Source organism: Asaia sp. A2 (assembly GCF_057319415.1).
The window spans coordinates 1-25,179 of record NZ_JBXWTO010000008.1 but is presented as its reverse complement, the minus strand read 5'-3'; the positions used below and the strand labels follow the sequence as shown (position 1 = coordinate 25,179).

Sequence of the window (25,179 nt, the reverse complement as noted above, 5' to 3'; positions counted from 1 at the left end):
GGCCCGTACCCGTTTTTCTAGCTTTCCTCTGTACTGCCGTGATGGTGCAGGCTGCCGACAAGGCTCCCCCCAAGCCACTGCGCAGCTATCAGCATCTCTGGACGGATGATAACGGCGTAAGCCACATCGCCCGTTGTCCGGTGTCGAATTTCTTTCTGAAAAGCATGTCGCCACCTGCCGGACCTCAATGGCAAGACCCCATGGAGCCCCAGACAGCAACCGTGATGATGACCGTGCAGCCGCAGCACTGGAATGGCGCGTGGCATCCCGACCCCAAGCCGCAATGGATTATCCCGCTCAAGGGGCGCTGGTGGGTGCGCGCCATGGACGGCACGCGCGTCGAAATGGGACCGGGCGATATTCTTTTCGGTGAGGACCAGAATGTGCGCCCCATGGAAAGCGGCCCCTACAAGGGCAAGAAGGGCCATGACGCCGGCAATGTGGGTGATGATGAAGTAACACTTCTTGTCATTCAATCGGCCAACCCACCTGAGCGCAACAAGCCTTGCCGCTACCACTGAGGGCCCTGCCCCTTCGTCACATCCGGCCTGACGCCCCGCGAGCTACGATCGGGCGGAATCGCGCAAGGGCCATGAACTGTGTCATGATCGCGCCATGACCAGACGTGTGATCACCTCTATCGATGTTGCCCGTCATGCCGGGGTTTCTCAATCGGCCGTCTCCCGCGCCTTTTCCACGACGGCCAGCATCTCGCCGGCCATGCGTGAGCGCGTTTTCAAGGCGGCGGAAGAACTCAACTACAAGCCCAACCGCATACCGGCCATCATGCTGACCGGCCGTTCGGGCATGATCGGCGTCATCGTCGGCGGGCTTGGCAATCCCCTTTACGGTTATGCGCTCGAAAAGCTCTCCGCAGGCATCAGGGAGGCTGGTTTTCAGGTCCTGCTGGTTCAGGTCATCGATGACGTGACGCTCGATGCCGCCCTCGACCAGCTTGCAAGCTATCGCGTGGACGCCCTTATCACGGCGCTGGCAATCGGCACTGAAGAGACGGTTCAGGCCATCTCGGCCCTGAATATTCCGGTCATCTGCTTCAACTCGGCGCTGACGGGGCCCGGAATCTCGTCGGTGCAATCCAGCAACATGAAATCCGGCCATCACGCGGCCACGCTTATGCATGGTCTCAAGGTGAGACATCCCGTCTGGCTGGCTGGCCCTGTCCAGAATGCTGCATCCCGCGCGCGCGAAGCCGGGTTCATGCAGGGCTGCGCCGAACACGCGCTTGAGGTCACCCGGATTCAGGGGGCCGATGACTATCAATCGGGGTTTGACGCCATGTCAGCCGCCCTCGCACAGGGGCATCGTCCTGACGGGGTGTTCGCCAGTAATGACCTCATGGGGTGCGGCGCACTGGATGCGATAAGGCAACACACCGATCTGCGTTGCCCGGAGGATGTCGTGGTGATTGGCTACGACAATATCCCGCAGGCCGCATGGCAGGCCTATCAGCTCAGCAGCTTCGACCAACGCCCCGATGCGCTCGTTACCGCAGCTCTGGACATTCTTGCCCGGTCCTTCTCCACCCCGGATGAGCGTCTGTCCGAACGTCACGAGATCGAAGCGGAACTCGTGCTCAGGCGCAGCACCGGGCGAGTGTAATTCATCCTGTAACACTTGAATCCTGCAACCATCTTTCCTTCTGGCGTTAGTTTGCATAGCTATGCATTTTAGGCCGGAATGAGGAGGCTCTGTGCTCCCGTCCGGCCGTCCCAGGAGATTGCCTCATGACAGACCGTTCCTTCCGTTCGATCCTGACCGGATCCTTTTCCACCCCCTGCGCCAAGAACCCCACCGTTGCGATGATGGAAGCGGGTTACGCCAAGGCCGGTATCGACGCCCGCTACATCAATTGCGATGTCAAACCGGAGAATCTGGCTGCCGCTATTGCTGGTGCAAAGGCGATGGAGTGGGCGGGATTCAACTGCTCCATCCCTCACAAGATTGCCGTGATCGATCATCTCGATAATCTGGCTGAGTCAGCCAAAATCATCGGCGCGGTGAATTGCGTGCAGATCCGTGACGGCAAACTGACCGGCAACAACACGGATGGAAAAGGCTTTCTGGCATCCTTGCGCAAGGTGACAGCACCTGAAGGCAAGACCATCGTCATTCTGGGCGCGGGAGGGGCCGCACGGGCCATTGCTGTGGAACTGGCCCTCGCCGGTGCCGCCAGAATCACCATTGCCAATCGCAGCCCCGACAAGGCTCAGGCCATTGCCCGGCTTCTAACCGAAAACAGCGATATCGAGGCCCATGCCACGACATGGGAGGGCGAGTTCGTCGTTCCTGAAGGCACGGATGTGCTGATCAACGCGACATCCATTGGTCTGGGCGATGCTGAGGCAATACCCGCCGTCAAGGTTTCGAGCCTTGGTCATGCTTCCATCGTGGCCGATGTCATTCCCAACCCACCCATGACAAAGCTGCTGCGTGAAGCAAAGGCACAGGGCTGCCAGACGCTCGACGGCCTCGGCATGCTGGTCAATCAGGGCATCATCGGGGCGGAACTCGTGCTTGGTGCAAAGCTCTCGCCAGACATCATGGAAAAGACACTCGCCACCCTGTTCGGGGCGCAGGACTGACCCCAAACGTCGATGAAGCCAAGAGAGCGCCATGCTGACACGGCGCCTCTCAGGCTCCTGGCACCACACGCAACGCGCACCCGTCGAGGAGCAGGATGATGACTGACTCACATGACGCGCAGCCGCCATCGCACCCCGAGACTGTCGAAGTGGCCCTGCGGCGCCTTGAAAAAGCGCCCGACCAGCGTGACCACGCGCATCGTATGGTGGCCCTCGCGGCAGCCATTGCTGCCATTGGCGGACTGCTTTTCGGCTACGATACCGGCATCATCGCCTCAGCACTGATCTATATCACCCATAGTTTCAGCCTCGACAGCACGGGACAACAGGGCATCGCCGCGGCACTCAATCTGGGTGCCGTGTTCGGGGCAGTCATGAGCGGCCCGCTTTCAGACAGGATCGGCCGTCGCCCTTCGGTGGTAAGTGCCGCACTGGTCTTTATTCTTGCCTCGCTGGGCTGTGCGCTCTCACCAGATGAAACATGGCTGATTGTCGCGCGCTTCGCGCTGGGCTGGGCCATAGGCGCCACAACACAGATCGTCCCCGTCTATGTGGCTGAACTGGCCCCGGCCGAGCGTCGTGGCGGGCTGGTTTCACTCTTCCAGCTTGTCTTCTCGCTTGGGCTGCTCGTCGCATTCTTCACAGGGTATTTTCTCGCCGGACCTGCCGATTGCTGGCGCCTGATGTTCGGGCTTGGTGTCATCCCGGCGATCTTGCTGGCTCTGGGCATGATGTTTCTGCCCGAAAGCCCGCGCTGGCTGCTCGAACATGGGCGCGAGGCGCAGGCTGTGGCCGTGCTGTATCGCCTGCGCGGTCATCACGAACCCATCCGTCAGGAGCTTGACGCCTTGCGTGATGCGCAAGCGAAATCCGCCGACATACCCGGCTGGTCGGCCCTGCGTGCACGCTGGCTCCGCCCGGCGCTGATTGCTGCCATCGGGCTTGCTGCGCTGTCACAGCTTTCGGGCCCGAATGTGATTGTCTATTATGCGCCGATCATTCTTTCCGAGGCCGGGCTGGGCCATGCGGCCTCGCTTCTCACTTCGGTCGGCGTGGGGGTCACATCGACAATAACCACCCTCATGGGGATCATGCTGATCGACCGTGTCGGCAGACGACGCATGCTGCTGGTCATGCTTCCTTTTGCTGCCCTCGCCCTGTTCGGGCTTGGGGCCTTGTTTCTTGACCACGCGCCCCTTGGCGGAACACGGCTCGTCCTCGTCATTATTGCGCTGCTGGCCTATATCTTTTTCAATTTCGGCTCGCTCTCCGTCGCGGTCTGGCTGATCGCCTCCGAGGTTTTTCCGCTGATCATACGCAGCAAGGCCATGGGGCTCGCCAGCGCCACGGTCTGGCTGTCTGACACGCTGGTCTCGCTGTTCACCCTGTCACTGGTTCATGATCTGGGGCGCAGTGGCACATTCTGGCTTTTCGGCGCTATCAACGCCCTCGCTTTCCTGTTCGTCCTGCGCTTTGTGCCCGAGACGAAAGGCACCACGCTCGAAGCTATCGAGACCCGTTTGCGTAAGGGGAATTTCCGCCCCTGATACGCTTCCTGCCCCGAAGCCGGTGGCCTGTAATTCAGACAGATTTCTGGCGTTTATCGGCAGCGCGACGCCAGAAATTGCACAGTACCATGCCCGTAATGCCAGCCAGCATACCGAACGCCGTAGAGCTGAGCCGCGTGGGCGGCAGCAGTGCCATCAGGATACCGCTCGACCCGCCAATGGCGAAGGCCATCGTACCCAGCAATGCCGAGGCCGCTCCCGCCTGATGCCCATGATGGGTGAGCGCCAGTACGTTGGCGTTGGGACCAATGAAGCCAAGCGTGAAGGTTGTGGTGATAATCAGCGCACAAAGTGGCCAGGGGTCGCTCTGCCCCACGATATGACTGGCACTGACCGCCAGCAGGATCAGCCCTGACACGAGGCAGGCCACAAGCCCTGCCTGCATGACCGTCGTGAATTCATAACGATGCGACAGACGCCCGTTGATCTGCGTTGCCAGAATGAATCCGCCAGCATTGATACCAAAGAAAATGGCAAAGGCGCGCGGCGTGAAACCGAGCAGATGCTCGAACAGCTGCGGCGCGTTGGAAAGATAGGCAAACATCACGAAGGTACTGAAGCTCGACAGGACAGCCGAGGACATGAATACAGGCTCACGCACCAGACTGACATAACGGCGCAGAATCTCGACCGGCGGCAGGGCATAACGCCGCTCAGGCGGGAGTGTCTCGGGCATGACGGTCAGCCAGAGCCCGGCCAGCAGGGCAGCGGCGACGGCGCCCGCCCAGAAAATCAGGCGCCAGCTGCCGAAGGCGAGGAAGATACTGCCCAGCGTGGGCGCAAGAATCGGCCCGACGCCGAAGACGAGGGTAAGCTGCGACATCAGGCGCACAGCCTCATGCCCGGTTGCCACATCGCGCACGATGGCACGCGGGATGACACTCGTGATGGCGCCCCCCAAAGCGGCAACCAGCCGCAGAAGACAGAACGACCAGTAGGAACTGGTTGTCGCGAGCGCGATGGTCGCGGCCACATAGATGGCCAGACCCACCACCATGGGCTTGTGTCGGCCAAAGCGATCGGAAAGCGGCCCCAGGCAGAACTGCCCGATGGCGAGCCCGATGAACCATGCTGCCAGCGTAAGCTGCGCAGAGCCTGGCCCCTGCCCCAGATCCTGTTCCAGCTGGGGAAAGGCTGGCAGATACATATCGGTCGAGATCGGACCGATCGTACTGACAAGCCCGAGCAGGATGATCTGCCCGGTGGAAAAACGTATGGCGGGTTGGGTCGATGAGGTCAGCACGGGAAAACCGGGTCCAATCAGTCTTGGCCATCGAGACACGAATACGAACCAAAGGCGCATGGCGCGCCCTGGCCGTCACCCGGAAGGAGGGCTGAGCCCGGTTTCTCAGGGGGAGTCGTGTCTGTCAGACATAGAAACCTCTTCTCCTCCTCCCCTGCCAGAAAGGCAACCAGCCTTTTTGCCCATACGCCCTGTGCCGCCTGCATATAACAGGTTTGTGTGGCTGCCTTGTTCTGCTGCGGAGCTTGACCAGCCCCTGCCCCGAGGATCGAGCGCCCTCACTGACGCGACCCGGATCGGGAAACCCTCATCGACGAGCGCTCCATGTCATGACAGGCGACCTGTGTCCTGTTCCTGCGGTCTGGCTCGCACATACGACAAGGGTGCATATTTTATTTATATTCGTCTTGTTTTTCAGAAATATTCCAATCAAATCATCAAATATATCATGATTCTATATGTCATATATAGACGAGCCGACCGAGAAATCGCTGATACGTTCTGTTCTGACGTTCATCATGATCATGACCGGAGCGTCCGGTTATGCGTGGGCCAATGCCCTGCCCCACTGCATCAGTTCTCAGGGAGTGGTGTCAGGCACCGGAGTGACCATCAATCGCGCCGAAGGATATTTCGACTGGCAAACAACGCATGAGGCATTCAGGTTTCACCCGATGTTCCACCTCGATTTCGTCTCCTGCATTCCCGATATCGTCTCATTCAATACCGGTGTGTTCGCAACACGTGACCGCCAGCTCTTCGAACTCAGTCCACAGGGTTTGAAGCATCGAGGAACTGGCAGGGCCTGCGATCCCGCATTTGACGATCAGGGTGAAACCAGACGTTGCAACGAATACTCGACAACAGCCAATATCTGCCTTGAGCGCGGTGTCGATCATGCTGTCATCTTCATCAAGAACCATCGCCCGCCCCGGCAACGCATTGAGCTCATCATCTCCAGAACCAGAGTCATACGAAGCTTCGCGTTTCTCCCCTCACCCGATGCGCCCGGAGGTCTCGTCAGTCTGATGATCGATGGGCGCACCGGCCATGATTGCATCACGGCTGACAGAAGCACGGTCAAGGCCAGCGCAGACGCCAAAGAGGGAACCAGCCGCCGCCCTTTCCTGCACGCGAGCTTTATCCCGTGCCCGGTTTGGGCTACGCCCTGCACAAAGAGAGTTCGCACAGGATAAGAGATCACATGCGCATAGCGATGATTGGCGGCGGTTATGTCGGACTGGTTTCCGGCGCCTGCTTTGCGGAGTTCGGCACCGAGGTCGTGATTGTCGAAGCGGATCAGGACAAGCTGGCCGCGCTCCGCGCCGGGTCCATTCCCATCTACGAACCGGGTCTCGACAAGATTGTCTCGGCCAATGTCGCAGCTGGTCGCCTCAGCTTTACCGATGATCTCGCCACCGCCATCGCGCAGGTCGAGGCTGTGTTCATTGCCGTGGGCACACCGACACGACGCGGCGATGGCCATGCTGATCTGACCTATGTGTATGAAGCCACGCGCCAGATTGCCCGTCATGCCCGTACGGGTCTGCTGGTTGTGACGAAATCAACCGTGCCGGTGGGCACAGGGCGTGAAGTCGCCCGCATCCTGCGTGAGGAACGCCCCGAACTCACCTTCAGCGTGGCCTCGAACCCGGAATTCCTGCGTGAAGGCAATGCGATCGGGGACTTCATGCGCCCTGATCGCGTCATCATCGGCATTGACGACACTGGCGCCGACAAGGGCGAAACTGCCAGCGCCCTCATGCGACAGCTCTACCGCCCGCTCTATCTGATCGAGACGCCCATCGTCATGACCGGTCTTGAGACGGCCGAACTGACGAAATACGCGGCCAATGCCTTCCTTGCCATGAAGGTGACCTTCATCAACGAGATGGCCGATCTTTGCGAAAAAGTCGGCGGCAATGTTCATGACGTGGCGCGCGGTATGGGCCTTGACCAGCGCATCGGTCGCAAATTCCTCCATGCGGGACCGGGCTATGGCGGCTCCTGCTTCCCCAAGGACACACGCGCCCTGACCGCCATTGCCCGTGATGCCGGGGCGCCCTCCCTTCTGGTTGAAGCCACGGTCTCCATCAACGAGTCCCGCAAATCGGCCATGGCCGAACGCGTGATCGCCCTGTGTGGAGGCACGGTCAAAGGCAAGAAATTGGCCGTACTCGGCCTGACGTTCAAACCCGACACTGATGACATGCGCGAGGCCTCTTCCCTTCCGCTCATTCATCGCCTCGTGGAAGAAGGTGCCATCGTTCAGGCTTTCGATCCGGAAGGTATGAAACCGGCCCGCCCCCTCCTGCCAGAGAGCGTGATCTACGCAAATTCTGCCCAGGAGGCCGCAACGGATGCCGATGCGCTGATCGTCCTGACCGAATGGAACGAGTTCCGCGCCATCCCGCCCGCCAGGCTCAAGGCCGCGATGCGCGGCAGGGTGATTGCCGATTTCCGCAATATCTGGGACCCCGCCACCCTGCGCGACGCAGGGTTCACCTACTGCTCCATCGGGCGGCCCTGAGCGGTCCCGCCCATGAATACGGCGAAGTCAGTGCCCTGACGTCACCGCACCTGGGTCGATCCGGTTTCTGTACCCATGTCCCTGACGCGGTACGGGCCGGAGTCAGGCATGGCAGGGGCAACGCCCCCTGCCATGCATAAGTAAAATGGTTCAGATTGCGCGTTTGGCCATGGCAGCGGCACGGGCTGCCGCTTTCTCTTCATCGGTCCAGATCTTGCGCTCGCGTATTTTCGGTACCTTGATCTGCTTGACCGGACCGCCGCCCAGCACGGGTGCTCGTGCCGTGGAATGGCGCGCCTTCTCGCAATGCCATTCATGGTTTTCATGCACGGTCAGTGCGCGTCCGATCGTGCGCTCCACATCGTGCAGCCAGGCGCGCTGCTCGGCGTCGCACAGGGTGATGGCCCGCCCGCTCCGTCCTGCACGGCCCGTACGGCCAATACGATGGACATACGCCTCAGGCAGGCTGGGCAGATCGTGATTGACCACATGCGTCACCGTATCGACGTCGATACCGCGTGCGGCGATATCCGTGGCGACAAGAACCCGTGCACGGCCTTCGCGGAATGCTTCGAGCGCCCGTTCGCGCTGACCCTGCGACTTGTTGCCGTGCAGGGCTTCAGCCGTGATGCCCGCTTCGGTAATATGAGAGCAGACCTCATTGGCGATGTTCTTCTGAAGCGTGAACACGACAGCCTGCCCAACATCGGGGGCGCTGAGAAGCGATAGCAGAGCCGCCTTCTTGTGCTCCGCATCGAGAAACATGACTGTCTGCTCGATACGATCCACCGTGGTGGAAGGCGGAGCGATTTCCACCTTCGCCGGATCGCGCAGCAGGCTGTCTACCAGAGCTGCGATAGATTTCGGCATGGTTGCGGAAAAGAGGACCGTATGGCGCTCAACCGGCGTTGTGGCAACGATCTGCTCGATAGGCTTGGCAAAGCCCATATCGAGCATCTGGTCTGCCTCATCCAGCACCAGGGCTTCGAGAGTCGACAGGTCGCAAAGCCCCTGCTCGATCAGATCCAGCAAACGACCGGGCGCCGCGACGAGAATATCGACGCCTTCCTTCAGCGCATTGACCTGATGAAACTGGCTGACACCCCCGAAGATTGTGGTCACGCTGAAATCCAGATGGCGGCCAAATGCCTCAAACCCATCGGCAATCTGGCTGACCAGTTCACGCGTAGGCGCCAGAACAAGAACACGGGTACCGTTTTTCGGCGCGGGACGTGGGTCAGCAGCCAGGCGATGAAGCAGGGGCAGCGCGAAGGAGGCGGTCTTGCCCGTTCCCGTCTGGGCCATGCCGAGAAGATCACGGCCTTGCAGCAGCAGGGGGATGGATTGCGCCTGGATCGGCGTAGGCGTCCTGTAGCCAGCCTCGGCCAACGCCTTGAGGATAGCGGGCGCAAGGGCTAGTTCGTCGAATGTCATGGTCATGATGAAACAGCGCCTCCGGCGCACAAATTGGTTGCGCCTTGGCGGGCATTTAGACTGTGGGAGTGCTCTTTTGCGGGCGAATGGTCGTCGCGTCAACGCAATCGCGCATTCATGTCCTTATGGTCGTTTATTGTGGCAATAAGGATGCGTTTCACGCCTGTTGTGCCCCCTCGCACAATCCCCGGATCGCACTCTCCAGGGAAACGCGCCGGCGTAATACAGCCGATCCAGCAGGGCATTTACCCCCCCTTGAGGCGACAACAATGCCGAACGCGGGGCAACAGCTTATTCCTACCACCTGTCAGAAAAGCGGCGTGGCACACGCCCTAACTATGTCACCCCTGAAAAACCCCCTGTCAGGATGCATGCTCGCACATCCTCCGAGCGTCGATCACACCAACATACGGAGGCAATTTCTCCCAACTTATGGTGGTTTGCACCATATCAAAACAGACAAAGGCGGACACCGCTCAGGAATAATAAATTTGGCATGTTTTTTGCACGGTTGAGATCATGATCAAGATCCCACCCCTTTCAGGCTTCGGTTCCGACGGATTTACGGGCGTTACGCTCGGCGAAGCCGTGCGCGCGGAGCAGGTGCCGGAACTGGTAATAGGTCAGCCCCAAAGCCGTGGCGGCCTGCTTCTGGTTAAAGCGCGCGTCACTCAGAGCATGTTCGATCAGGGCACGTTCATAGGCGCGCGTGGCTTCGGTGAAGGTCAGCCCCTCAGGGAGGGAAGCAGACAAAGGCGCGGATGGGGCTTCACGCGAGGCCGGCGCGGCGGCGTCCTGCACGATGCGCTCCGTCATGACGGGCAGGTTCGTGGCCGTCGCTCCTTCAGGGGCGAGAGGTCGCAACCAATCAGGACCATTACGGAAGGGGTCGAACACGATGTCATCGAGGGGGCGCTCAGGACGCTCCATACGATAGACGCTGCGCTCCACAACGTTGCGGAGCTCCCGCACATTGCCGGGCCATTCGTACTGCATGAGACGCTCGCGGGCCCTGTCGCTGAACCCGGCGAAAAGCTTGCGACCGAGGCTTGCGGTCATACGGGTGGCGAAATGCTCGCAGAGTATCAGGATATCCTCGTGTCGGGCGCGAAGGGGCGGCAGCATGACCACATCGAAGGCGAGACGATCGAGCAGATCGGCTCGAAAATCACCCTTGCGGGCCATGTCGGGCAGGTCGGCATTGGTTGCGCCGATAATGCGGACATCGACATGGATGGTCTCGTTCCCGCCCACGCGCTCGAAGCTGCCATACTCGATGACACGCAGGAGCTTTTCCTGAACCGCCATGGAAGCCGAGGCAATCTCATCGAGGAACAGCGTGCCACCATGCGCCTGCTCGAAGCGCGAAAGCCTGCGACGCTGGGCCCCGGTAAAAGCGCCAGCTTCATGACCGAACAACTCGCTATCGAGGAGGGTATCGGGCAGGGCTGCACAGTTGAGCTTGATAAGCGGCCTGTCCCAGCGCGGCGAGAGCAGGGCCAGTCGTGCAGCCACGAGCTCCTTGCCTGTACCGCGCTCGCCGATGATCAGCGCCGGCCGATCGAGCGGTGCGAGACGCGAGATATGGTCGAGCATCTCCAGAAACGCGGGAGATTGTCCGATCGGTGTCGGATTTTCTTCGTTTCTGGCAGATCGCGCCATTTTATGGCCAGTCTCATCCGTGGTGTTGCAAGAACTCTATCTTTCACCCCGGATCGTTACGCTTGCAAGAGAAGCCTGTGTTCTCCTGCCCCGATTTCCTGTTAAATTCGTTCCAGCAAAGAAAGATCGTCACATGGGTATCTTCTCCCGCCTTGCGGATATTGTGAACTCCAACCTCAACGCCATACTGGCCAGCGCCGAAGACCCGGAGAAAATGATCCGGCTGATCATCCAGGAGATGGAAGACACGCTGGTTGAGGTACGCAGCCAGGCTGTCACCATGATTGCCGAGCGCAAGGGGCTTGAGCGTCGTGCACGCACGATGGTGCAGGAGGAAGACGAGTGGCTGCGCAAGGCTGAACTGGCCCTGACCCGCGACCGCGAAGATCTGGCCAAGGGCGCACTTGCCGCCAAGGCCACCATCGAGCAGTCGCGCAAGACGCTGGAGCAGCAGATTGCACAGGTCAATGAAAGCCTTGACCAGCAGCACGACGATATCGGCAAGCTGCAGGCCAAGCTGGCGGACGCGAAATCCCGCGAGAAATCGCTTTCGCTGCGCCACAAGGCTGCGACCAATCGCATCAAGACACGCGAGCGCCTGTATGACACGCGCGTGGAAAATGCCTTCAACCGCTTCGAGCAGGTCGAGCGTGCGCTTGACGCCCTTGAGGGGAAGGCCGAAGCCTATGATCTCGGCCGTGGCCCCGGTGGCACACGCAAGCCGAGCCTGCAGGAAGAACTGGCGGGCCTCGAAACCGATATGGCGGTCGAGAACGAACTCGAAGCGCTGCGCGCCAGAATCAAGAGCCGTCAGGGATGAGGACAAGCATGAGACGCGTTGCAAGCAAGGATAGGCCGTCATGAGTCATGGTTCCGGAACCGATCTGGGTGATCTGATCGGCCTCGCTGCGGTTGTGATGCCCTTTGTCATGGTCATGTATATCGTGACCATCCGCGCGCGTTCGAAAGCAACGGCCAGCAAGTTGCAGGAATCGGACCTCGCTGCGCTCAATATGGCGCATGTGCAGGCGCGCCGCCTTGAAGAACGTGTCGATCAGCTCGAGCGTATTCTGGACGAGGATGTCCCTGGCTGGAGAACGCGGAGCTTTTCATGATGGCAGACTGTCTGTATCGCCGCCCCGCCTCTCGTCACACGCGCCGCGTGGCGCTTGCGGCCCTGCTTCTGGCTGGCCTGGCACCGCTCGGGCCGGGAGGGGCCGGGTTTGACGGCCATGCCATGGCTGCCCCGGCTCATGCCGGTTCGTCCGTTGTGATGGATGCTGAGGATCTCGATCTCAGCGTGCCCTGCCTGGGGCGCTTCGAGATCATGGTCGATCCGGCCATGAGCGACGGGGTATCGATCGACAGCTCTCCCTCGGGTGGGGCGCATCTGACCATGCGCACAGGCAAGACGCAGGGATCGTCCAAGGTTCTGATCACCAGCCGGACCTGTGCTCCCAATGCTCGCGTCTCCATTCTGGTCGCGCCGAATGTCGGGGTGATGATCCATGACAGTCATGACACCCATATCATCATTCACGGCACGCTGGCCTCGCTGGAGGCCAGCCTTGAAGCCGGTCAGCTCGATGCCGACACCATCCAGTCGCTCGATCTGAGCCTGCGTGGCACCGAGCAGGTCCATATCGCCAGCCTCAACCGCGCCGCGCAGGTGGTCGAGACCGGGGCTTCGGGTCTTGTCGTCGATCATGCCAATCTCGATGCCTTTTCAGCCCAGCTTTCCGAGACCAGCCATCTGACCGTGACGGATGGCCGTTTCGACGTGTTGACCCTCATGGTCGAAAACGCCGCCAGCGCCCGCCTTGGGGGGAGCGCCAATACGGCCACCGTCTCCGCCTCGGGCACAGGGCTCGTCGCCATACCAACAGTGAGCGGTGCCCTGACACGCACGGGCAACGTGCAGATCGGCCCGGTCGCATCGCCACCGCCCAATGGGGGACCAACACCCCAGAGCCCCTCTGCTCCGACAGCCACACCGCCCGCCCCCCCGGTTCCCGGGGACAAGACCCTGCCGCAGGATCATGCCGCGCAAGGGAGCGTTCCCCAGGATGGCGCTACCCGCAATGGCGTCCCTCAGAGCGGTGCCACAACGGGAGGCGCTTTTCCTGCCGGAATACCGCAGGGCAGCCCCGTGCAAGGCAATGGGGTTTCTGGCTCGACACAAATGGCTCCGCAGGGCATGACGCCCCCCAGCACACCGCCCCTTCCCCCGGAAACATCAGGCCAGAATGTGCCGACACCGCCCACACCGGCACCTGCTACGGAAAATCCGGGCCAGAGCCGCACGGCAACAGCACCCGCTACGGGCTCGACTTCGGGCGTCGCTACGCCCCCTTCCGCCTCGCCCTCTGTCGCGACGGTACCGAACACGGGTGTTGCGCCCCAAAGCCCAACAGCGGGCACACCGGGAGGAGCCCATAACGCTCCCGATAGCGCCGGGCAGCCCTCAGGCACGAACACGCCCCCCACGCAGCCCGTGACGAATGGCGCAGCCCAGACCAGCCCGCAGAATTCCTCAGGCACGGCGACGCGTAGGACAGGAAGCGTCACGCCCGCCACCCCTGACGCTCCCGCCGCATCAAAGGGAGATCAGACGAGGTGATCCGCCTGCCCGTGCCCCGTTATCCGTATGCAGCCGCAAAACGGATCCTGCCACAGGCCATAGGCCTTATGGGTCTGTGCACCCTGCTTCCCATCACGGCCCTTGCCGATCCGACACTTTCGAGTTCGGCCCTTTTGAGCGCAGCCACGCCTCAGGCGCTTCTTGATGCAGCCCCCTATACGCTGCGCCTGAACACCTCATGCACGTCGGCCATCACGATCGAGGGGGCCAGCGAGGTTCAGGGTGACGCTGCCCTGCTGGAGGACCGGGATGGTGGGCAGATGGCAGGGCTGACGATTGCCGGCTCGGGCCATGAAACAACTGTCGATGGCAATCAGTGCGAGCGTGCCTCAACCCTGCATGTCAGGCCGGGTACAGCCATCATCGCGGCCATGCGTGGCTTTGGTTCGCTGCATATTTCCGGCGTCAACGGGCCGGTTTCGCTCACTCAGCGTGGCAGCGGCACGATTTCCATCGATCAGGCAACGGCGCTTGTACTGAACGAGAACGGCTTTGGCAGTTTGCGGCTCGGCTGGCTGAACGGCCCCGCCACCCTAACCACTTCAGGCAGCGGCAGTGTCACGATTGCCCGCGTAGATGCCTCACATCTTGCAGCGGATTCGGGAGGGTTTGGCTCCATCACCCTCAATGCCGGGACCATCGGGGCCCTCAACGCCGATATTCATGGCTCCGGGCATCTGAAATTCGGCGGGACAGTCGGCACGGCAAACCTTGTTGCTTCGGGCTATGGCGGGATCGACATCGACAGGGTGACGGGCGAACTGCATCAGGAAGCCCATTCGCCAGCGACGATTTCACTCAATCATGCGTCGACCTTCCGCAAATCGGCTCATGCAAGCCATGCTATCCTCACCCTGCCTGATGGCACCGTCATCACGGCCCATAGTCTGACGCGGCCCGACGGCACGGTTATCAGCTTTGACAATGATGAAAGCGACGACCGTGCCACAGCCGGGGATGACGCGACACCGCGTCACGGCCATCGGCGATGGCTGGGCTGGGGCATGCTGGCGCTGCTCCTTATCGTGTTCCGTCGGCGTATCGCAGGCTTTGTACCTGTGGATTTTCTGTCGCGCATCCGGCGTTCTGCCGGCTCGTCCCGTGCGCCCCAGCCCTTGGCGGCGAGCGCACCGGAAATTGCTGCACTGGAAGCCCGTTTGCAGCGTCTCGACAAACGCTTGAGCGATATCGAGCAATGCGTGACCTCACGCAATTTCCACCTGCATCGCGAATTTCATCATCTCGCCAGAAATCACGGGTGATGCAGATCGTGCCTGGCGGCGACAGGACAACCGACGCCTGCGTGCAGTCAGCGGGTCCGAACTGCGGCCCAACGAAAGAAGGACAAACGTCATGAGCCGTATCAGCCTGGGCGTTTTTCTCGTCCTAACCATATCGCCCGCCCTTGCAGAAACGAGCTTGCCCACGACACCGGAGGCCGCACTCACTGCCGCACCGTATACGCTGCATATCGAGGCGGGATGTGCAGCGCGGATTCATGTCCGGGGTGCCGGGGCACTCCAGCAGAATGCCGACATGCAGGAGGTGCCAGCGGGTCTCTCCTTCGAGGCCGGACACCACGACGCCTGGCTGACCGGCAATGCCTGCGGTCAGGATGCCACAATTCAGCTGCGCGAGGGCGCAGCCATTGTCTCCACCGCGATGAATTACGACAAACTGGATATCGACTGGGTCAACGGGCCGCTTTCCCTGCGTCAGGGCCGGGGCGATATCTCGGTCGACAAGGCGAGCGCCCTTCTGCTGAGGGGCAGCGGTCCGGGCGCCCTTTCCCTGGGCACACTGAATGGTCCGGCAATTCTTGCCACCTCCGGGCCGGGCGAGGCGCAAATCGATACCGCGACTGCGCCCTCGGTCGTGATCGGCACGACCGGCCCTGGCGATGTCGTCATACGCGGTGGCACTATCGACCAGCTTGCCGTGTCGCTGTCCGGTCCGGGTGACGCCATCTTTGACGGCGTGGCACGCAACGCCACGCTACGCACCAGCGCTTCGGGCGATATCCGTGTGCATCAGGTGCTGGGAGACGAGCACGCCCATTCGAGCGCGAGCGGCAGCATCGAAATTGCCATGCCGTCCGGCCATGGCGAGCGCTTTACCGGCGTGGTGCGCAACAGCAACACGAATAATGGGACCCGCATTACGCCTGACGACATGCGTCTGGCCGATGGGACACGCATCAACAGCCATCGCCTGATCAAGCCCGATGGCACGATCATTGATTTCGATGCGCTGCGGCGCATGGGGAACGAGAGTGTTCACGTCTCCACCCCCGAACCGCCCGAGCCTCCAGAGCCACCAGAACCTCCCGAGCCACCGGAAGCGCCAGTCACGTCGGGGGCGACCCATGTCAGCACGCAACATACGCCCTCCAGCTCAGGCAAATCCGGGCTGAGCCTCCCTATGTTGTCCGATGACAGCGGAATGGTCTCCGGGCTGGTTGCGCTGGCTGTGCTGGCCATTGCCTTGATGCGTCGGCGTCTCATCCCGAAGATCATCGCGGCCCTTCAGAGCCATCATCCGGCGCTTGCCCGCAAGGTCGAGCCTTTCCTTCTGTCGCTCATGACCCGCGTGTCAGACCCGATGCCACAAACCCAGCTTCCGCAGTTGCTTGATCTGACAGAGCGTCTGCAAAAACTCGACAGGCGTGTAGGGGCCGTCGAGACCTGCGTCACCTCGCGCGACTTCCACCTGCATACCCAGTTCCGCGATTTGGACCGCCGTCAGAACGGAGCCTGACCGCCCCTTCTGACGCACATGCCCTACTGTCCGGAAGCACGTGAGAGGGCTGGCGGAATTCCGCCCTCTCACACCCCGTCTCCCCAATCCGGTTTGTTGCAACTGCCATGCGCAGAAAGGCAGACGATCGGGGTGCATCCTTGCGTCACAGAGGGCTTTGACGTAGCGCGTCAGGCAGGCTAGGGCTTGAAGCATGACCTTCCCTGATGGCAGCTGCTGACCGTGAATTTCCTACTCGATCCCGTTGCGGCCATCGGGCGTGCCTTTCTCGGCATCGTGCGCAAGGCTGGTGCTCTGGCGCTTTTTGCCCTGGCAGGCCTGTCGCATCTGCTGCGACCGCCCTTCTACTGGGGCGTATTCTTCAACAGTCTGATTGAAATCGCCTTCTATTCGCTGCCAGTCGTGGCGCTGACCGCGATTTTCTCCGGCGGCGTGATCGCGCTTCAGTCCTATGCGGGCTTTGCCCAGTACCATGTGCAGAGCGCCATCGCAGGCATCGTCGTTCTGGCCGTGGTGCGTGAACTTGGCCCGGTTCTGGCCGGTCTGATGGTGGCGGGCCGCGTCGGTGCGGCCATGTCAGCCGAGATCGGCACCATGCGCGTCACCGACCAGATCGACGCGCTGCGAACCCTTTCGACCGACCCGATGAAGTATCTGGTTACGCCGCGCCTTCTGGCTGGTACGCTGGCCCTGCCCTTTCTGGTGCTTATTGCCGATATTCTGGGCGTGCTCGGCGGCTTTACCGTTTCGGTTTCCAAGCTCGGCTTTGACCCGCAGAACTACATTATCGCCACGTTCAACGCGCTCAAGCCGCTGGACGTGCTGGTCGGTCTTTCCAAGGCGGCAGTGTTCGGGTTCATCATCAGCCTGATGGGCTGCTATCATGGCTATACCAGCCGTGGCGGCGCCGAGGGTGTGGGATCGGCCACCACGGCAGCGGTCGTAGCCGCCTCGATCCTGCTTCTCGCTTTCGATTACCTCCTGACGGATCTGTTCTTCGCCCAATGAGCGCCCTGCCCAAGATCCGCATTCGCGGCCTGACCAAATCCTTCGGCTCCAAAACCGTACTGGATGGCATCGACCTCGATGTCGAAGCCGGAACGTCAATGGTGATTATCGGTGGTTCAGGCAGTGGAAAATCGGTGCTTCTGCGCTGCATCCTCGGTCTGATCACCCCGGATTCCGGCACGATCGAGATCGACGGCGAGAACGTGCTTACCGCCCCCCCCGCACGACGCGATGCCCTTGTCGAGCAGATTGGCATGCTGTTCCAGAATGCTGCGCTGTTCGACAGCATGAGCGTGGCCGATAACATCGTGTTCGGCCTGCGCGCCAAAGGCCGCGGCAAGACTCATCGCTTGAGCGCGGCACAAGCCCGTGCCCAGGCCGGTGATATTCTCAAACAGGTCGGGCTCGATCCCTCGGTAGGGGCACTCGCGCCTTCCGAGCTGTCGGGCGGTATGCAAAAGCGCGTGGGGCTTGCCCGCGCCATTGCAGGCACACCCAACATCCTGTTCTTTGACGAGCCGACAACCGGCCTCGACCCCATCATGGGGGCTGTGATTGACGGGCTGATCGTGGATTGCGTCAAACGCCTTGGCTCAACCGCCGTCGCCATCACCCATGACATGGCCTCGGCGCAGCGTATCGGCGACCGGGCGGCTATGCTCTATCACGGCAAACTGGTCTGGCAGGGGCTGGCGTCAGAACTGATGAACAGCGGAAACGCGATGGTCGATCAGTTTACCCATGGCCGCAAGGATGGGCCGATCGGGATGGAATTGCGGCGTTAGGGGACAAAGGGGCGTTCTTTTTTGCAAAAAAGAACCAAAAAACTCTTTCTCGTAAAGGGGATCAAACCCCCCGCTTTTTCTCTGACTAGAATCTGAGAGTCTTTTTGCTTCTTTCTCCTCGGAAAAAGAAGAACCTCCTCCCCGTTCTTGTTATGTTTCCCCATCTGCCCTATCTTCCGATCTGAACCCCAGACCGGAAGATGTTCCTCATGGCCAAGCGTCCCACAGCCCGTTTCGTATGTCAGGCCTGTGGGGCAGTCACCAGCAAATGGTCGGGTCGCTGCGATGCCTGTGGCGAGTGGAACACCATCGTTGAAGAGGCCGTCGAGCCTACCAGTCGTGAAACACGCAAGCGCGCCGGTCGCCTCACGCTCATGCATCTGGATGGCGATCTTACTCCCCCGCCACGCATCCAGACCTCGATTGCCGAATTCGATCGTGTGCTTGGCGGCGGTCTCGTTCCGGCCTCTGTTGTGCTGGTGGGCGGTGATCCGGGCATTGGCAAATCCACGCTCCTGCTTCAGGCCACCTGTGCTTTGGCGCAGGCAGGCCGGCGCGTTCTGTATGTGTCGGGCGAAGAAGCGGTGGACCAGATACGCCTGCGCGCGCGCCGCCTGAAACTCGATGCGCCGACGCTCGATCTGGCAGCCAGTATCAATGTGTCCGAAATTGCGGGTTCGCTGGAGCAGGACCGCGTTCATCATGTGGTGGTTATCGACTCGATCCAGACCATGTGGCTCGAGACGATCGAGAGCGCGCCGGGCTCTGTCGCTCAGGTGCGCGCCTGCGCTTTCGAGCTGATCCGACTGGCCAAGACGGTCGGGTTCTCGCTCGTTCTGGTCGGTCATGTCACCAAGGAAGGCGCGTTGGCAGGCCCACGCGTGCTCGAACACATGGTCGATGCGGTCATGTATTTCGAAGGCGATCGCGGTCACCAGTTCCGCATCCTTCGTGCCGCCAAGAACCGCTTTGGTGCGACAGACGAAATTGGCGTGTTCGCCATGACCGATACAGGGCTGACGGAAGTCCCCAACCCATCGGCCCTGTTTCTGGCAGAGCGGCGCGGCAATATTGCGGGATCGGCGGTTTTTGCTGGCATGGAGGGCACACGCCCCGTCCTGCTGGAAATTCAGGCCCTTGTCTCGCCCAAGGCCGGTGAAGGGGCAGCCAGACGTGCGGTGGTCGGATGGGAAACGGCGCGGCTCAACATGCTTCTGGCTGTTCTTGAAGCCCGCTGCGGCCTCAAGATGGCTGGAATGGATGTGCATCTCAACATTGCGGGCGGCCTGCGGATCAGTGAGCCCGCCTGCGATATGGCGGTTGCAGCTGCATTGATCTCGGCCGCGACGGGCGTACCGACATCGGCGGGCTCAACCTATTTCGGCGAGGTCGGGCTGTCTGGTGAGGTGCGTCAGGTCTCGCAAACGGATCTTCGCCTCAAGGAAGCCCAGAAACTTGGCTTCGCACAGGCCATTCTCCCCCGGCGTGTAGCCAGCGGAGGCGCACGCCCGAAACCTCATGAAGGTCTGGCGCTGAAAGAAATCGGTCATCTGAACGATCTGGTGGAGCTGTTCCAGCCGCTTGACGAGTAAGCGCATCGTCCTGAGCCGTCAGGCAATGAGCGTCCGCATAGGATGTGCCGAACAAGTGCAAAAGACTGCCCGGTAACCGGGGCACCCGCTCCTCTCCAGGCCTCGTGCGCAATCACCGCGCCAGGGTCGGCGTTATGGCAGAGGCAACCTCATAAGCACGAGATTTTTGAAAAGCCACGATCATGTGGCCCGAGCAGGACCGCGACACACCTTTTCCCACCGCCCTTGCAAAACCTGTTCAGGCCTGCTTCCTGACCGAAGAAGAACCGCAACTCAGAACCCGAAAAGGGCGAGGCAGGATTGAGGACGCATGACCCGAACACTGGTGGCTGAAACGCAGCAGGACACTGTGGTCAAGAAGAGCCTGTTTCGTGTCTATGCTGCGCCGATTGCCCATGAAGCCGAGGCACTGGCTTTTTTCGAGCGCGTGCGTGTGCCAGACGCCACTCATAATTGCTGGGCATGGCGCATCGGTGGGCGGTATCGCAGCTTCGATGATGGCGAGCCGGGTGGCACGGCGGGACGCCCCATTCTGCAGGCCATCGACTCACAGGAATTCGACCGGGTGGCGATCATTGTCGTGCGCTGGTTCGGTGGCATCAAGCTGGGCGCTGGCGGTCTCGTGCGCGCCTATGGCGGGGCAGCGGCTTCCTGCCTGAAACAGGGCGAGGCGGTTGAGATCGTGCCCATGCAACGTCTTGGCTTTCATGCCTCGTTCAGCCTGCTGCCCATCGTTCAGGCCAGACTGGCGGAGTGGGAGGCGACCCAGGAGAGCTGCTATTTCGATGAGACCGGAGCCACGCTCTCGCTGGACATTCCCCTCTCACGCTCCGGGGCCGTGCAGGCTGTTCTGCAGGATCTTCTGCGCGGCGGCCCGATCCGCGTGCTGGATGATGATGAGCAGGACCTTCCCGGTGAGCAGGATAATCCGGTACGTTAGCGGAACATCATGCAGGCGGTTTGACGCCTCTTCGTTTCCTTCCTACGGTAACATATCATGTTACGATCGTAGGATCCTTGTTCATGCCCGTTTTCAGACACGCTGCGGCTCTGGCAGCTGTTGCCCTTCCCCTTCTGTCTTCCACAGCGCTGGCTGCCCCTGCCAACCCGCTGTTTCAGGCAAGCCCGCTGCCCTATCAGGCGCCCCCCTTCGACAAGATCAAGGACAGTGATTACGTGCCGGCCTTTGAAAAGGGCATGGCCGACCAGCTGAAGGAAATGCAGGCGATCGCCAATAACAAGGCTGCGCCGACCTTCGACAATACCATTGTCGCCATGGAGCGTTCGGGCCAGTTGCTGAACCGCGCCCAGAGCGTGTTCTACGGTGTCTACTCGGCGGACAAGGACGACGCCATGGACGCTATCGACAGCAAGGAAGCGCCCAAGCTCAGCCAGCATCAGGATGAGATCTATCTCAATCCCAAGCTCTTCCACCGCGTCAAAACCCTTTATGACAACCGCGCCAAGCTGAACCTGAACGCCGAGCAGGCGATGCTGCTGGAAGTTTACTACCAGCAGTTCGTCCATTCGGGCGCTGAGCTGAATCATGCCGACCAGCAGAAGCTGCGCGCCATCAATACCCAGCTTTCCAAACTCGAAACCGCCTATAACCAGAAGCTGATTGCCAGCGCTAAAGCCGGTGCTCTGGTTGTGGACAAGAAAGAGGCGCTCGCCGGGCTCGATGACGGCGCCGTTGCTTCTGCCCAGAAGGCCGCCGAAGGGCGCAAGCTGGCAGGTAAATATGTCCTGCCGCTGCAGAACACGACGCAACAGCCCGATCTCGCTTCTCTGAGCGACCGTAGCACGCGTGAAGCCCTGTTCAACCAGAGCTGGACCCGTGCGGAAAAGGGCGACGCCAACGATACCCGCCAGACGATTGCAGAAATCGCCCAGCTGCGCGCCGAAAAGGCCGCCCTGTTCGGCTACCCCAATTACGCTGCCTATACGCTGTATGACCAGATGGCCAAGACGCCGGCAGCTGTGAACAGCTTCATCCATCAGCTTGTGCCGGCAACGGCGGCCGAACAGCATCGCGAAGCTGCCGAGCTGCAAAAGGCCATCGGTGAAGACCATCAGAATTTCACACTCAAGCCGTGGGACTGGAATTACTACGCCGAGCGCGTCCGCAAGCAGAAATTCGACCTCAACCAGAACGACGTGAAGCCGTATTTCGAGCTGCACACCGTGCTGACAGATGGCGTATTCTATGCGGCAAACCAGCTTTACGGAATCACCTTCGAGCCCCGCAAGGACATCCCGGTCTATAACCCCGATGTCATGGTTTTCGAAGTCAAGGACAAGGACGGCTCGCCGCTTGGCCTGATGTATTTCGACTATTTCAAGCGCGACAACAAATCGGGTGGCGCCTGGATGTCGAATTTCGTGGGTCAGAGCGACTTGCTGAAGACGCGTCCGGTTATCTATAACGTAGCGAACTTCACCAAGGCGGCGCCCGGCCAGCCGCAGCTGATCACGTCAGACGATGTGACGACCATGTTCCATGAATTCGGTCATGCGCTGCATGGTCTGTTTGCAAGCCAGACCTACCCCACGCTTTCCGGTACAGCGGTTGCGCGCGATTTCGTCGAGTTCCCCTCGCAGTTCAATGAGAACTGGGCGATGGATCCGAAGGTGTTCGCCCATTATGCCCGCCACTACAAGACCGGCGCCCCGATGCCGGCCGAACTGGTCGCCAAGATCAAGAAAGCCGCGCATTTCAATCAGGGCTATGCACTGGGTGAAATCGTGGCCGCAGCGCAGCTCGACATGTCATGGCACGGCCTCTCGGCCGATGCGCCGCGTCAGGATGTGGATCAGTTCGAAGCCAAGGCACTCAACGAAACCGGTCTCGATGTCGCGAACGTTCCGCCGCGCTATCGTTCGAGCTACTTCCTGCATATCTGGGGCAATGGATACTCGGCCGGATATTACGCTTATCTCTGGACCGAAATGCTCGATCAGGATGTGTTCTCGTGGTTCCAGTCGCATGGCGGCCTGACACGTGAAAACGGCCAGCGCTTCCGTGACATGATCCTCTCAAAGGGTCACACCATGGATTATGGCCCGATGTTCAAGGCTTTCTATGGCAAGGACCCTGAAATCGGTCCCATGCTGGCCCATCGCGGCTTGGTTTCTGACGGCAAGTAGAAAATATCATCGGCTCCTTCAGTACCGCTGAAGGAGCCGGTTCCAGCAAGGGCCGACGAGAGTACTGCAAAGAACGGGATGGCATGTCATGTGCCGCTTGATCCCCGCCCGCTGACGCGGCCTTTAACCGGCCCAAGCCAATTGAAAATAGAAAACAGTCTGGCTGCCGCTGCGATCACGACGCATCATGCAAAACGTCTTACGGGGACAGAAAGCGCGTTGGCAACCACATACGGACCACCATCGATAATCTGGACCGACAGCCGGGATGTCCCCTCGTAATGCCTTTGAGGCAGGGGAAGAAAAGCGTTTCCGCACGTCCAGCGCATCGTGCTACCTGTCTCATCCTGCCATCCCGAAAGTACTTCATCTTCCAGATGAGAGGTGACCGGGACAGACAGCCCCCCCTCGGTCAATACGACTGCGCCCACAAGAACCCCGAGCAGGCGCCTGTCATCGACGAAGGAGCCAATGGCATCGCACGGCCTGCTGGCCCGGCTCATCAGATACACTGCGCCAACGTGATGCGAGACGGGGAAGTGGATGACGTTCTGATCATCACAATGTCCCTCTATGACTTTCCCTTCGTCGGTCAGCAGGTATAGGCCGTGGTCCATTGTGAGCGTTGTTGCAGCTTGGGACGCAACGTCGTTCACGCATCCGGCTCTCTCGGCAAAGTGTCGATACAGCGGCTCGACAAAAGCCCGTGAGGTTTCCAGCGGGGCAGCCGCACAACGCCAGTCGGCGACCAGCCGGGTCGGCAGGGGTTCGGAGGGATGATAAAGCTGATGTTCATGACCCTGATCCATGAGAGTCTCACTCAGAACGCCATTAGCCCTGATGACCGAGTGGGGGTCAGTCTCGATATGGTAGTAATTATAGGATGGGATGGTTTTGTCGTAAAAAATACTCTTTCCATTGACCAACATGCGGACTGGGACAAACCTGCCTTGCAGGCACAGGCAATGCTCTGCCGTAATGAGCATATCCTGAAAGGGCACGTTCTCGGCGAGGGCGCCCTGACGCACCCGAACTGGCCAGCCAGCCAGATCATCAGGCAGTGAGGTGATCGCATTTGCCTGCCCGCAGCCGATAAATCGGATCGTTCTGATGGCGGTCTCTTCTCGATCGTGAACTGTGATCTCATCACCTGTCTTCAGGGTCTCGATCGGTTGATATCCAGATGGCGTTTCGATAACCGTGCCCTGAAGATAACACTCCTCAAGATCGATAATACGTGAGTATGGACCCATATAGCTCTCGATATTGGACATCAATATCGGCTGATCAACATAATCATAGGAAATATCGAAGAAATTGTCCATGATAATTATTTTTACGCCATGATCCTCACCATTTGGTATAAAATTGATCACGGTTCCAGAACTTCCGTTATAGGTTATGGTCGTCTTGAGGCACTCCGATGGATTGACCCTTATTGAAAAAGATCCCTCGAGATAGACCGGATTATTCACCAGTTCCGTAGTCGATTGCATGTCATTGTCATATATCGCGTTCAACAAATGCTCAGAGCATCCGTCGAGGATAAGCCATGCATCCGGACTGCTTCCGCGATAGACGAAGATGTCACTCCACCCCGCCGGTTCGAAACTGCTGGTTCTGAGCTCGTCCGAAAAGGAGTAATTGTGCATCATGGGAGGCGGTCTCTTTGCATAGCTCTTTTTTTGTTTTATGTAATTATCTCACAATATTTTTTTTATTATTGCAATACCAATAAGTATAAATAGTAACCGTTATCGGTGTTGTTTATAGATTACCCATTCAGCATCAAGTTCGTCCCAGCGACTCACGAATCACAGCGACGTCCAAAGATCGTACCTCGCGTTACGGCATAGGGGGCCTTGATAGCGACATTTCTGCATTCACCGCCACGCAACGTCAGTGACACTGGCACGCTTCACCGGGAATCATCTCTCTGCGTCCCTCTCCAGAGGAAGGCGTGCGGTCCAGTCTGCCATCAGGCTCAGGAATCATGGTCGAAACATGACGGTTGTAGCGAGACAAATGGCAGAGAAGACGTTCGGGCATCTGTGCTAGAGCGTTTTCCTCTCAATCTGGCTTGTATCCAGCGGCGGTGAAGAAGTTGGCGCATTCTGCGGGCGCGACCTGATCGATGAGTTTGCCGATCCTGTTCCAAAGCCCGTCGCGGGTGCGTTCGGCGGCGCGGCGGAGATGGGCCTTGAGTTTG

The 25,179-nt window shown here is 60.1% G+C and carries 20 protein-coding genes and 1 pseudogene; 16 read left to right on the top strand and 5 right to left on the bottom strand.

Going from position 1 to position 25,179, the window contains the following annotated elements:
• The first annotated feature begins 41 nt into the window (after positions 1-41).
• The 4 genes from ACWNRM_RS08410 (at position 42) to ACWNRM_RS08395 (ending at position 4,150) form a co-directional block, all read left to right on the top strand.
• Positions 42-521, top strand: a complete 480-nt coding sequence (locus ACWNRM_RS08410) for a cupin domain-containing protein (protein WP_240149355.1) — start codon at positions 42-44, stop codon at positions 519-521.
• Between the two features lie 94 nt (positions 522-615).
• The gene (locus ACWNRM_RS08405) at positions 616-1,620 is read left to right on the top strand and encodes a LacI family DNA-binding transcriptional regulator (RefSeq protein ID WP_485170462.1); all 1,005 of its coding nucleotides are present in this window, start codon (positions 616-618) and stop codon (positions 1,618-1,620) included.
• A 125-nt stretch (positions 1,621-1,745) separates the two neighbouring features.
• Complete coding sequence (aroE, locus tag ACWNRM_RS08400; protein WP_485170463.1) at positions 1,746-2,603, top strand: shikimate dehydrogenase; 858 nt, start codon at positions 1,746-1,748, stop codon at positions 2,601-2,603.
• Between the two features lie 98 nt (positions 2,604-2,701).
• Positions 2,702-4,150 carry a sugar porter family MFS transporter gene (locus ACWNRM_RS08395; RefSeq protein WP_485170480.1) on the top strand — a complete coding sequence of 483 codons (1,449 nt, stop codon included), beginning with the start codon at positions 2,702-2,704 and terminating at the stop codon, positions 4,148-4,150.
• Positions 4,151-4,184: 34 nt separating this feature from the next.
• On the opposite strand, the gene ACWNRM_RS08390 is transcribed toward ACWNRM_RS08395, so the two are convergent.
• Positions 4,185-5,474, bottom strand: coding sequence for a multidrug effflux MFS transporter (locus ACWNRM_RS08390; protein ID WP_485170464.1), 1,290 nt, complete (start codon positions 5,472-5,474; stop codon positions 4,185-4,187).
• Between the two features lie 398 nt (positions 5,475-5,872).
• Between ACWNRM_RS08390 and ACWNRM_RS08385 the strand changes: the two genes are divergently transcribed.
• Positions 5,873-6,610 (top strand): hypothetical protein, encoded by a 738-nt coding sequence (locus ACWNRM_RS08385; RefSeq protein WP_485170465.1) that lies wholly within the window; start codon positions 5,873-5,875, stop codon positions 6,608-6,610.
• 8 nt (positions 6,611-6,618) lie between these two features.
• The gene (locus ACWNRM_RS08380) at positions 6,619-7,944 is read left to right on the top strand and encodes a UDP-glucose dehydrogenase family protein (protein ID WP_485170466.1); all 1,326 of its coding nucleotides are present in this window, start codon (positions 6,619-6,621) and stop codon (positions 7,942-7,944) included.
• A 150-nt stretch (positions 7,945-8,094) separates the two neighbouring features.
• On the opposite strand, the gene ACWNRM_RS08375 is transcribed toward ACWNRM_RS08380, so the two are convergent.
• Both ACWNRM_RS08375 and pspF read right to left on the bottom strand, forming a co-directional pair.
• Positions 8,095-9,384 (bottom strand): DEAD/DEAH box helicase, encoded by a 1,290-nt coding sequence (locus ACWNRM_RS08375; protein ID WP_485170467.1) that lies wholly within the window; start codon positions 9,382-9,384, stop codon positions 8,095-8,097.
• A gap of 534 nt (positions 9,385-9,918) precedes the next feature.
• Entirely contained in the window at positions 9,919-11,040 is a 1,122-nt protein-coding gene (gene pspF / locus ACWNRM_RS08370; RefSeq protein ID WP_485170468.1) for a phage shock protein operon transcriptional activator, read from the bottom strand.
• Positions 11,041-11,173: 133 nt separating this feature from the next.
• Between pspF and pspA the strand changes: the two genes are divergently transcribed.
• The 10 genes from pspA (at position 11,174) to ACWNRM_RS08320 (ending at position 22,970) form a co-directional block, all read left to right on the top strand.
• Positions 11,174-11,860, top strand: a complete 687-nt coding sequence (pspA, locus tag ACWNRM_RS08365; RefSeq protein ID WP_023979662.1) for a phage shock protein PspA — start codon at positions 11,174-11,176, stop codon at positions 11,858-11,860.
• Between the two features lie 40 nt (positions 11,861-11,900).
• A complete protein-coding gene (gene pspB / locus ACWNRM_RS08360; protein WP_122038574.1) occupies positions 11,901-12,155 on the top strand; it encodes an envelope stress response membrane protein PspB in 255 nt (84 codons plus the stop codon).
• Complete coding sequence (locus ACWNRM_RS08355) at positions 12,152-13,660, top strand: hypothetical protein (RefSeq protein ID WP_485170469.1); 1,509 nt, start codon at positions 12,152-12,154, stop codon at positions 13,658-13,660. Before pspB ends, ACWNRM_RS08355 begins: the two co-directional genes overlap by 4 nt.
• Complete coding sequence (locus ACWNRM_RS08350) at positions 13,657-14,943, top strand: GIN domain-containing protein (protein ID WP_485170470.1); 1,287 nt, start codon at positions 13,657-13,659, stop codon at positions 14,941-14,943. The genes ACWNRM_RS08355 and ACWNRM_RS08350 overlap by 4 nt, the downstream gene beginning before the upstream one ends.
• A gap of 91 nt (positions 14,944-15,034) precedes the next feature.
• Positions 15,035-16,438, top strand: coding sequence for a head GIN domain-containing protein (locus tag ACWNRM_RS08345; protein ID WP_485170471.1), 1,404 nt, complete (start codon positions 15,035-15,037; stop codon positions 16,436-16,438).
• A 222-nt stretch (positions 16,439-16,660) separates the two neighbouring features.
• Positions 16,661-17,446 carry an MlaE family ABC transporter permease gene (locus tag ACWNRM_RS08340; RefSeq protein WP_023979657.1) on the top strand — a complete coding sequence of 262 codons (786 nt, stop codon included), beginning with the start codon at positions 16,661-16,663 and terminating at the stop codon, positions 17,444-17,446.
• Positions 17,443-18,231: an ABC transporter ATP-binding protein gene (locus ACWNRM_RS08335; protein WP_485170472.1), complete on the top strand. Its 789-nt coding sequence runs from the start codon at positions 17,443-17,445 to the stop codon at positions 18,229-18,231. The genes ACWNRM_RS08340 and ACWNRM_RS08335 overlap by 4 nt, the downstream gene beginning before the upstream one ends.
• A 209-nt stretch (positions 18,232-18,440) precedes the next feature.
• A complete protein-coding gene (gene radA, locus ACWNRM_RS08330) occupies positions 18,441-19,823 on the top strand; it encodes a DNA repair protein RadA (protein WP_485170473.1) in 1,383 nt (460 codons plus the stop codon).
• A gap of 310 nt (positions 19,824-20,133) precedes the next feature.
• A complete protein-coding gene (locus ACWNRM_RS08325; protein WP_485170474.1) occupies positions 20,134-20,763 on the top strand; it encodes an IMPACT family protein in 630 nt (209 codons plus the stop codon).
• A gap of 83 nt (positions 20,764-20,846) precedes the next feature.
• The gene (locus tag ACWNRM_RS08320; RefSeq protein WP_485170475.1) at positions 20,847-22,970 is read left to right on the top strand and encodes a M3 family metallopeptidase; all 2,124 of its coding nucleotides are present in this window, start codon (positions 20,847-20,849) and stop codon (positions 22,968-22,970) included.
• A 185-nt stretch (positions 22,971-23,155) separates the two neighbouring features.
• On the opposite strand, the gene ACWNRM_RS08315 is transcribed toward ACWNRM_RS08320, so the two are convergent.
• On the bottom strand, positions 23,156-24,466 hold the full coding sequence (locus tag ACWNRM_RS08315; protein ID WP_485170476.1) for a Hint domain-containing protein: 1,311 nt from the start codon (positions 24,464-24,466) through the stop codon (positions 23,156-23,158).
• Positions 24,467-25,040: 574 nt separating this feature from the next.
• A pseudogene (locus ACWNRM_RS08310) lies at positions 25,041-25,179 on the bottom strand (IS630 family transposase); the annotation flags it as partial.

Bases quoted from the DNA above. Each gene is read 5' to 3' on its own strand.
- ACWNRM_RS08345 (WP_485170471.1), top strand. From the start codon at position 15,035: ATGAGCCGTATCAGCCTGGGCGTTTTTCTCGTCCTAACCATATCGCCC.
- radA (WP_485170473.1), top strand. From the start codon at position 18,441: ATGGCCAAGCGTCCCACAGCCCGTTTCGTATGTCAGGCCTGTGGGGCA.
- ACWNRM_RS08315 (WP_485170476.1), bottom strand. From the start codon at position 24,466: ATGCAATCGACTACGGAACTGGTGAATAATCCGGTCTATCTCGAGGGA.
- ACWNRM_RS08355 (WP_485170469.1), top strand. From the start codon at position 12,152: ATGATGGCAGACTGTCTGTATCGCCGCCCCGCCTCTCGTCACACGCGC.
- pspF (WP_485170468.1), bottom strand. From the start codon at position 11,040: ATGGCGCGATCTGCCAGAAACGAAGAAAATCCGACACCGATCGGACAA.
- ACWNRM_RS08380 (WP_485170466.1), top strand. From the start codon at position 6,619: ATGCGCATAGCGATGATTGGCGGCGGTTATGTCGGACTGGTTTCCGGC.
- ACWNRM_RS08320 (WP_485170475.1), top strand. From the start codon at position 20,847: ATGCCCGTTTTCAGACACGCTGCGGCTCTGGCAGCTGTTGCCCTTCCC.
- aroE (WP_485170463.1), top strand. From the start codon at position 1,746: ATGACAGACCGTTCCTTCCGTTCGATCCTGACCGGATCCTTTTCCACC.
- ACWNRM_RS08335 (WP_485170472.1), top strand. From the start codon at position 17,443: ATGAGCGCCCTGCCCAAGATCCGCATTCGCGGCCTGACCAAATCCTTC.
- ACWNRM_RS08410 (WP_240149355.1), top strand. From the start codon at position 42: ATGGTGCAGGCTGCCGACAAGGCTCCCCCCAAGCCACTGCGCAGCTAT.
- pspA (WP_023979662.1), top strand. From the start codon at position 11,174: ATGGGTATCTTCTCCCGCCTTGCGGATATTGTGAACTCCAACCTCAAC.
- ACWNRM_RS08375 (WP_485170467.1), bottom strand. From the start codon at position 9,384: ATGACCATGACATTCGACGAACTAGCCCTTGCGCCCGCTATCCTCAAG.
- ACWNRM_RS08395 (WP_485170480.1), top strand. From the start codon at position 2,702: ATGACTGACTCACATGACGCGCAGCCGCCATCGCACCCCGAGACTGTC.
- ACWNRM_RS08390 (WP_485170464.1), bottom strand. From the start codon at position 5,474: ATGCGCCTTTGGTTCGTATTCGTGTCTCGATGGCCAAGACTGATTGGA.
- ACWNRM_RS08325 (WP_485170474.1), top strand. From the start codon at position 20,134: ATGACCCGAACACTGGTGGCTGAAACGCAGCAGGACACTGTGGTCAAG.
- ACWNRM_RS08405 (WP_485170462.1), top strand. From the start codon at position 616: ATGACCAGACGTGTGATCACCTCTATCGATGTTGCCCGTCATGCCGGG.
- ACWNRM_RS08385 (WP_485170465.1), top strand. From the start codon at position 5,873: ATGTCATATATAGACGAGCCGACCGAGAAATCGCTGATACGTTCTGTT.
- pspB (WP_122038574.1), top strand. From the start codon at position 11,901: ATGAGTCATGGTTCCGGAACCGATCTGGGTGATCTGATCGGCCTCGCT.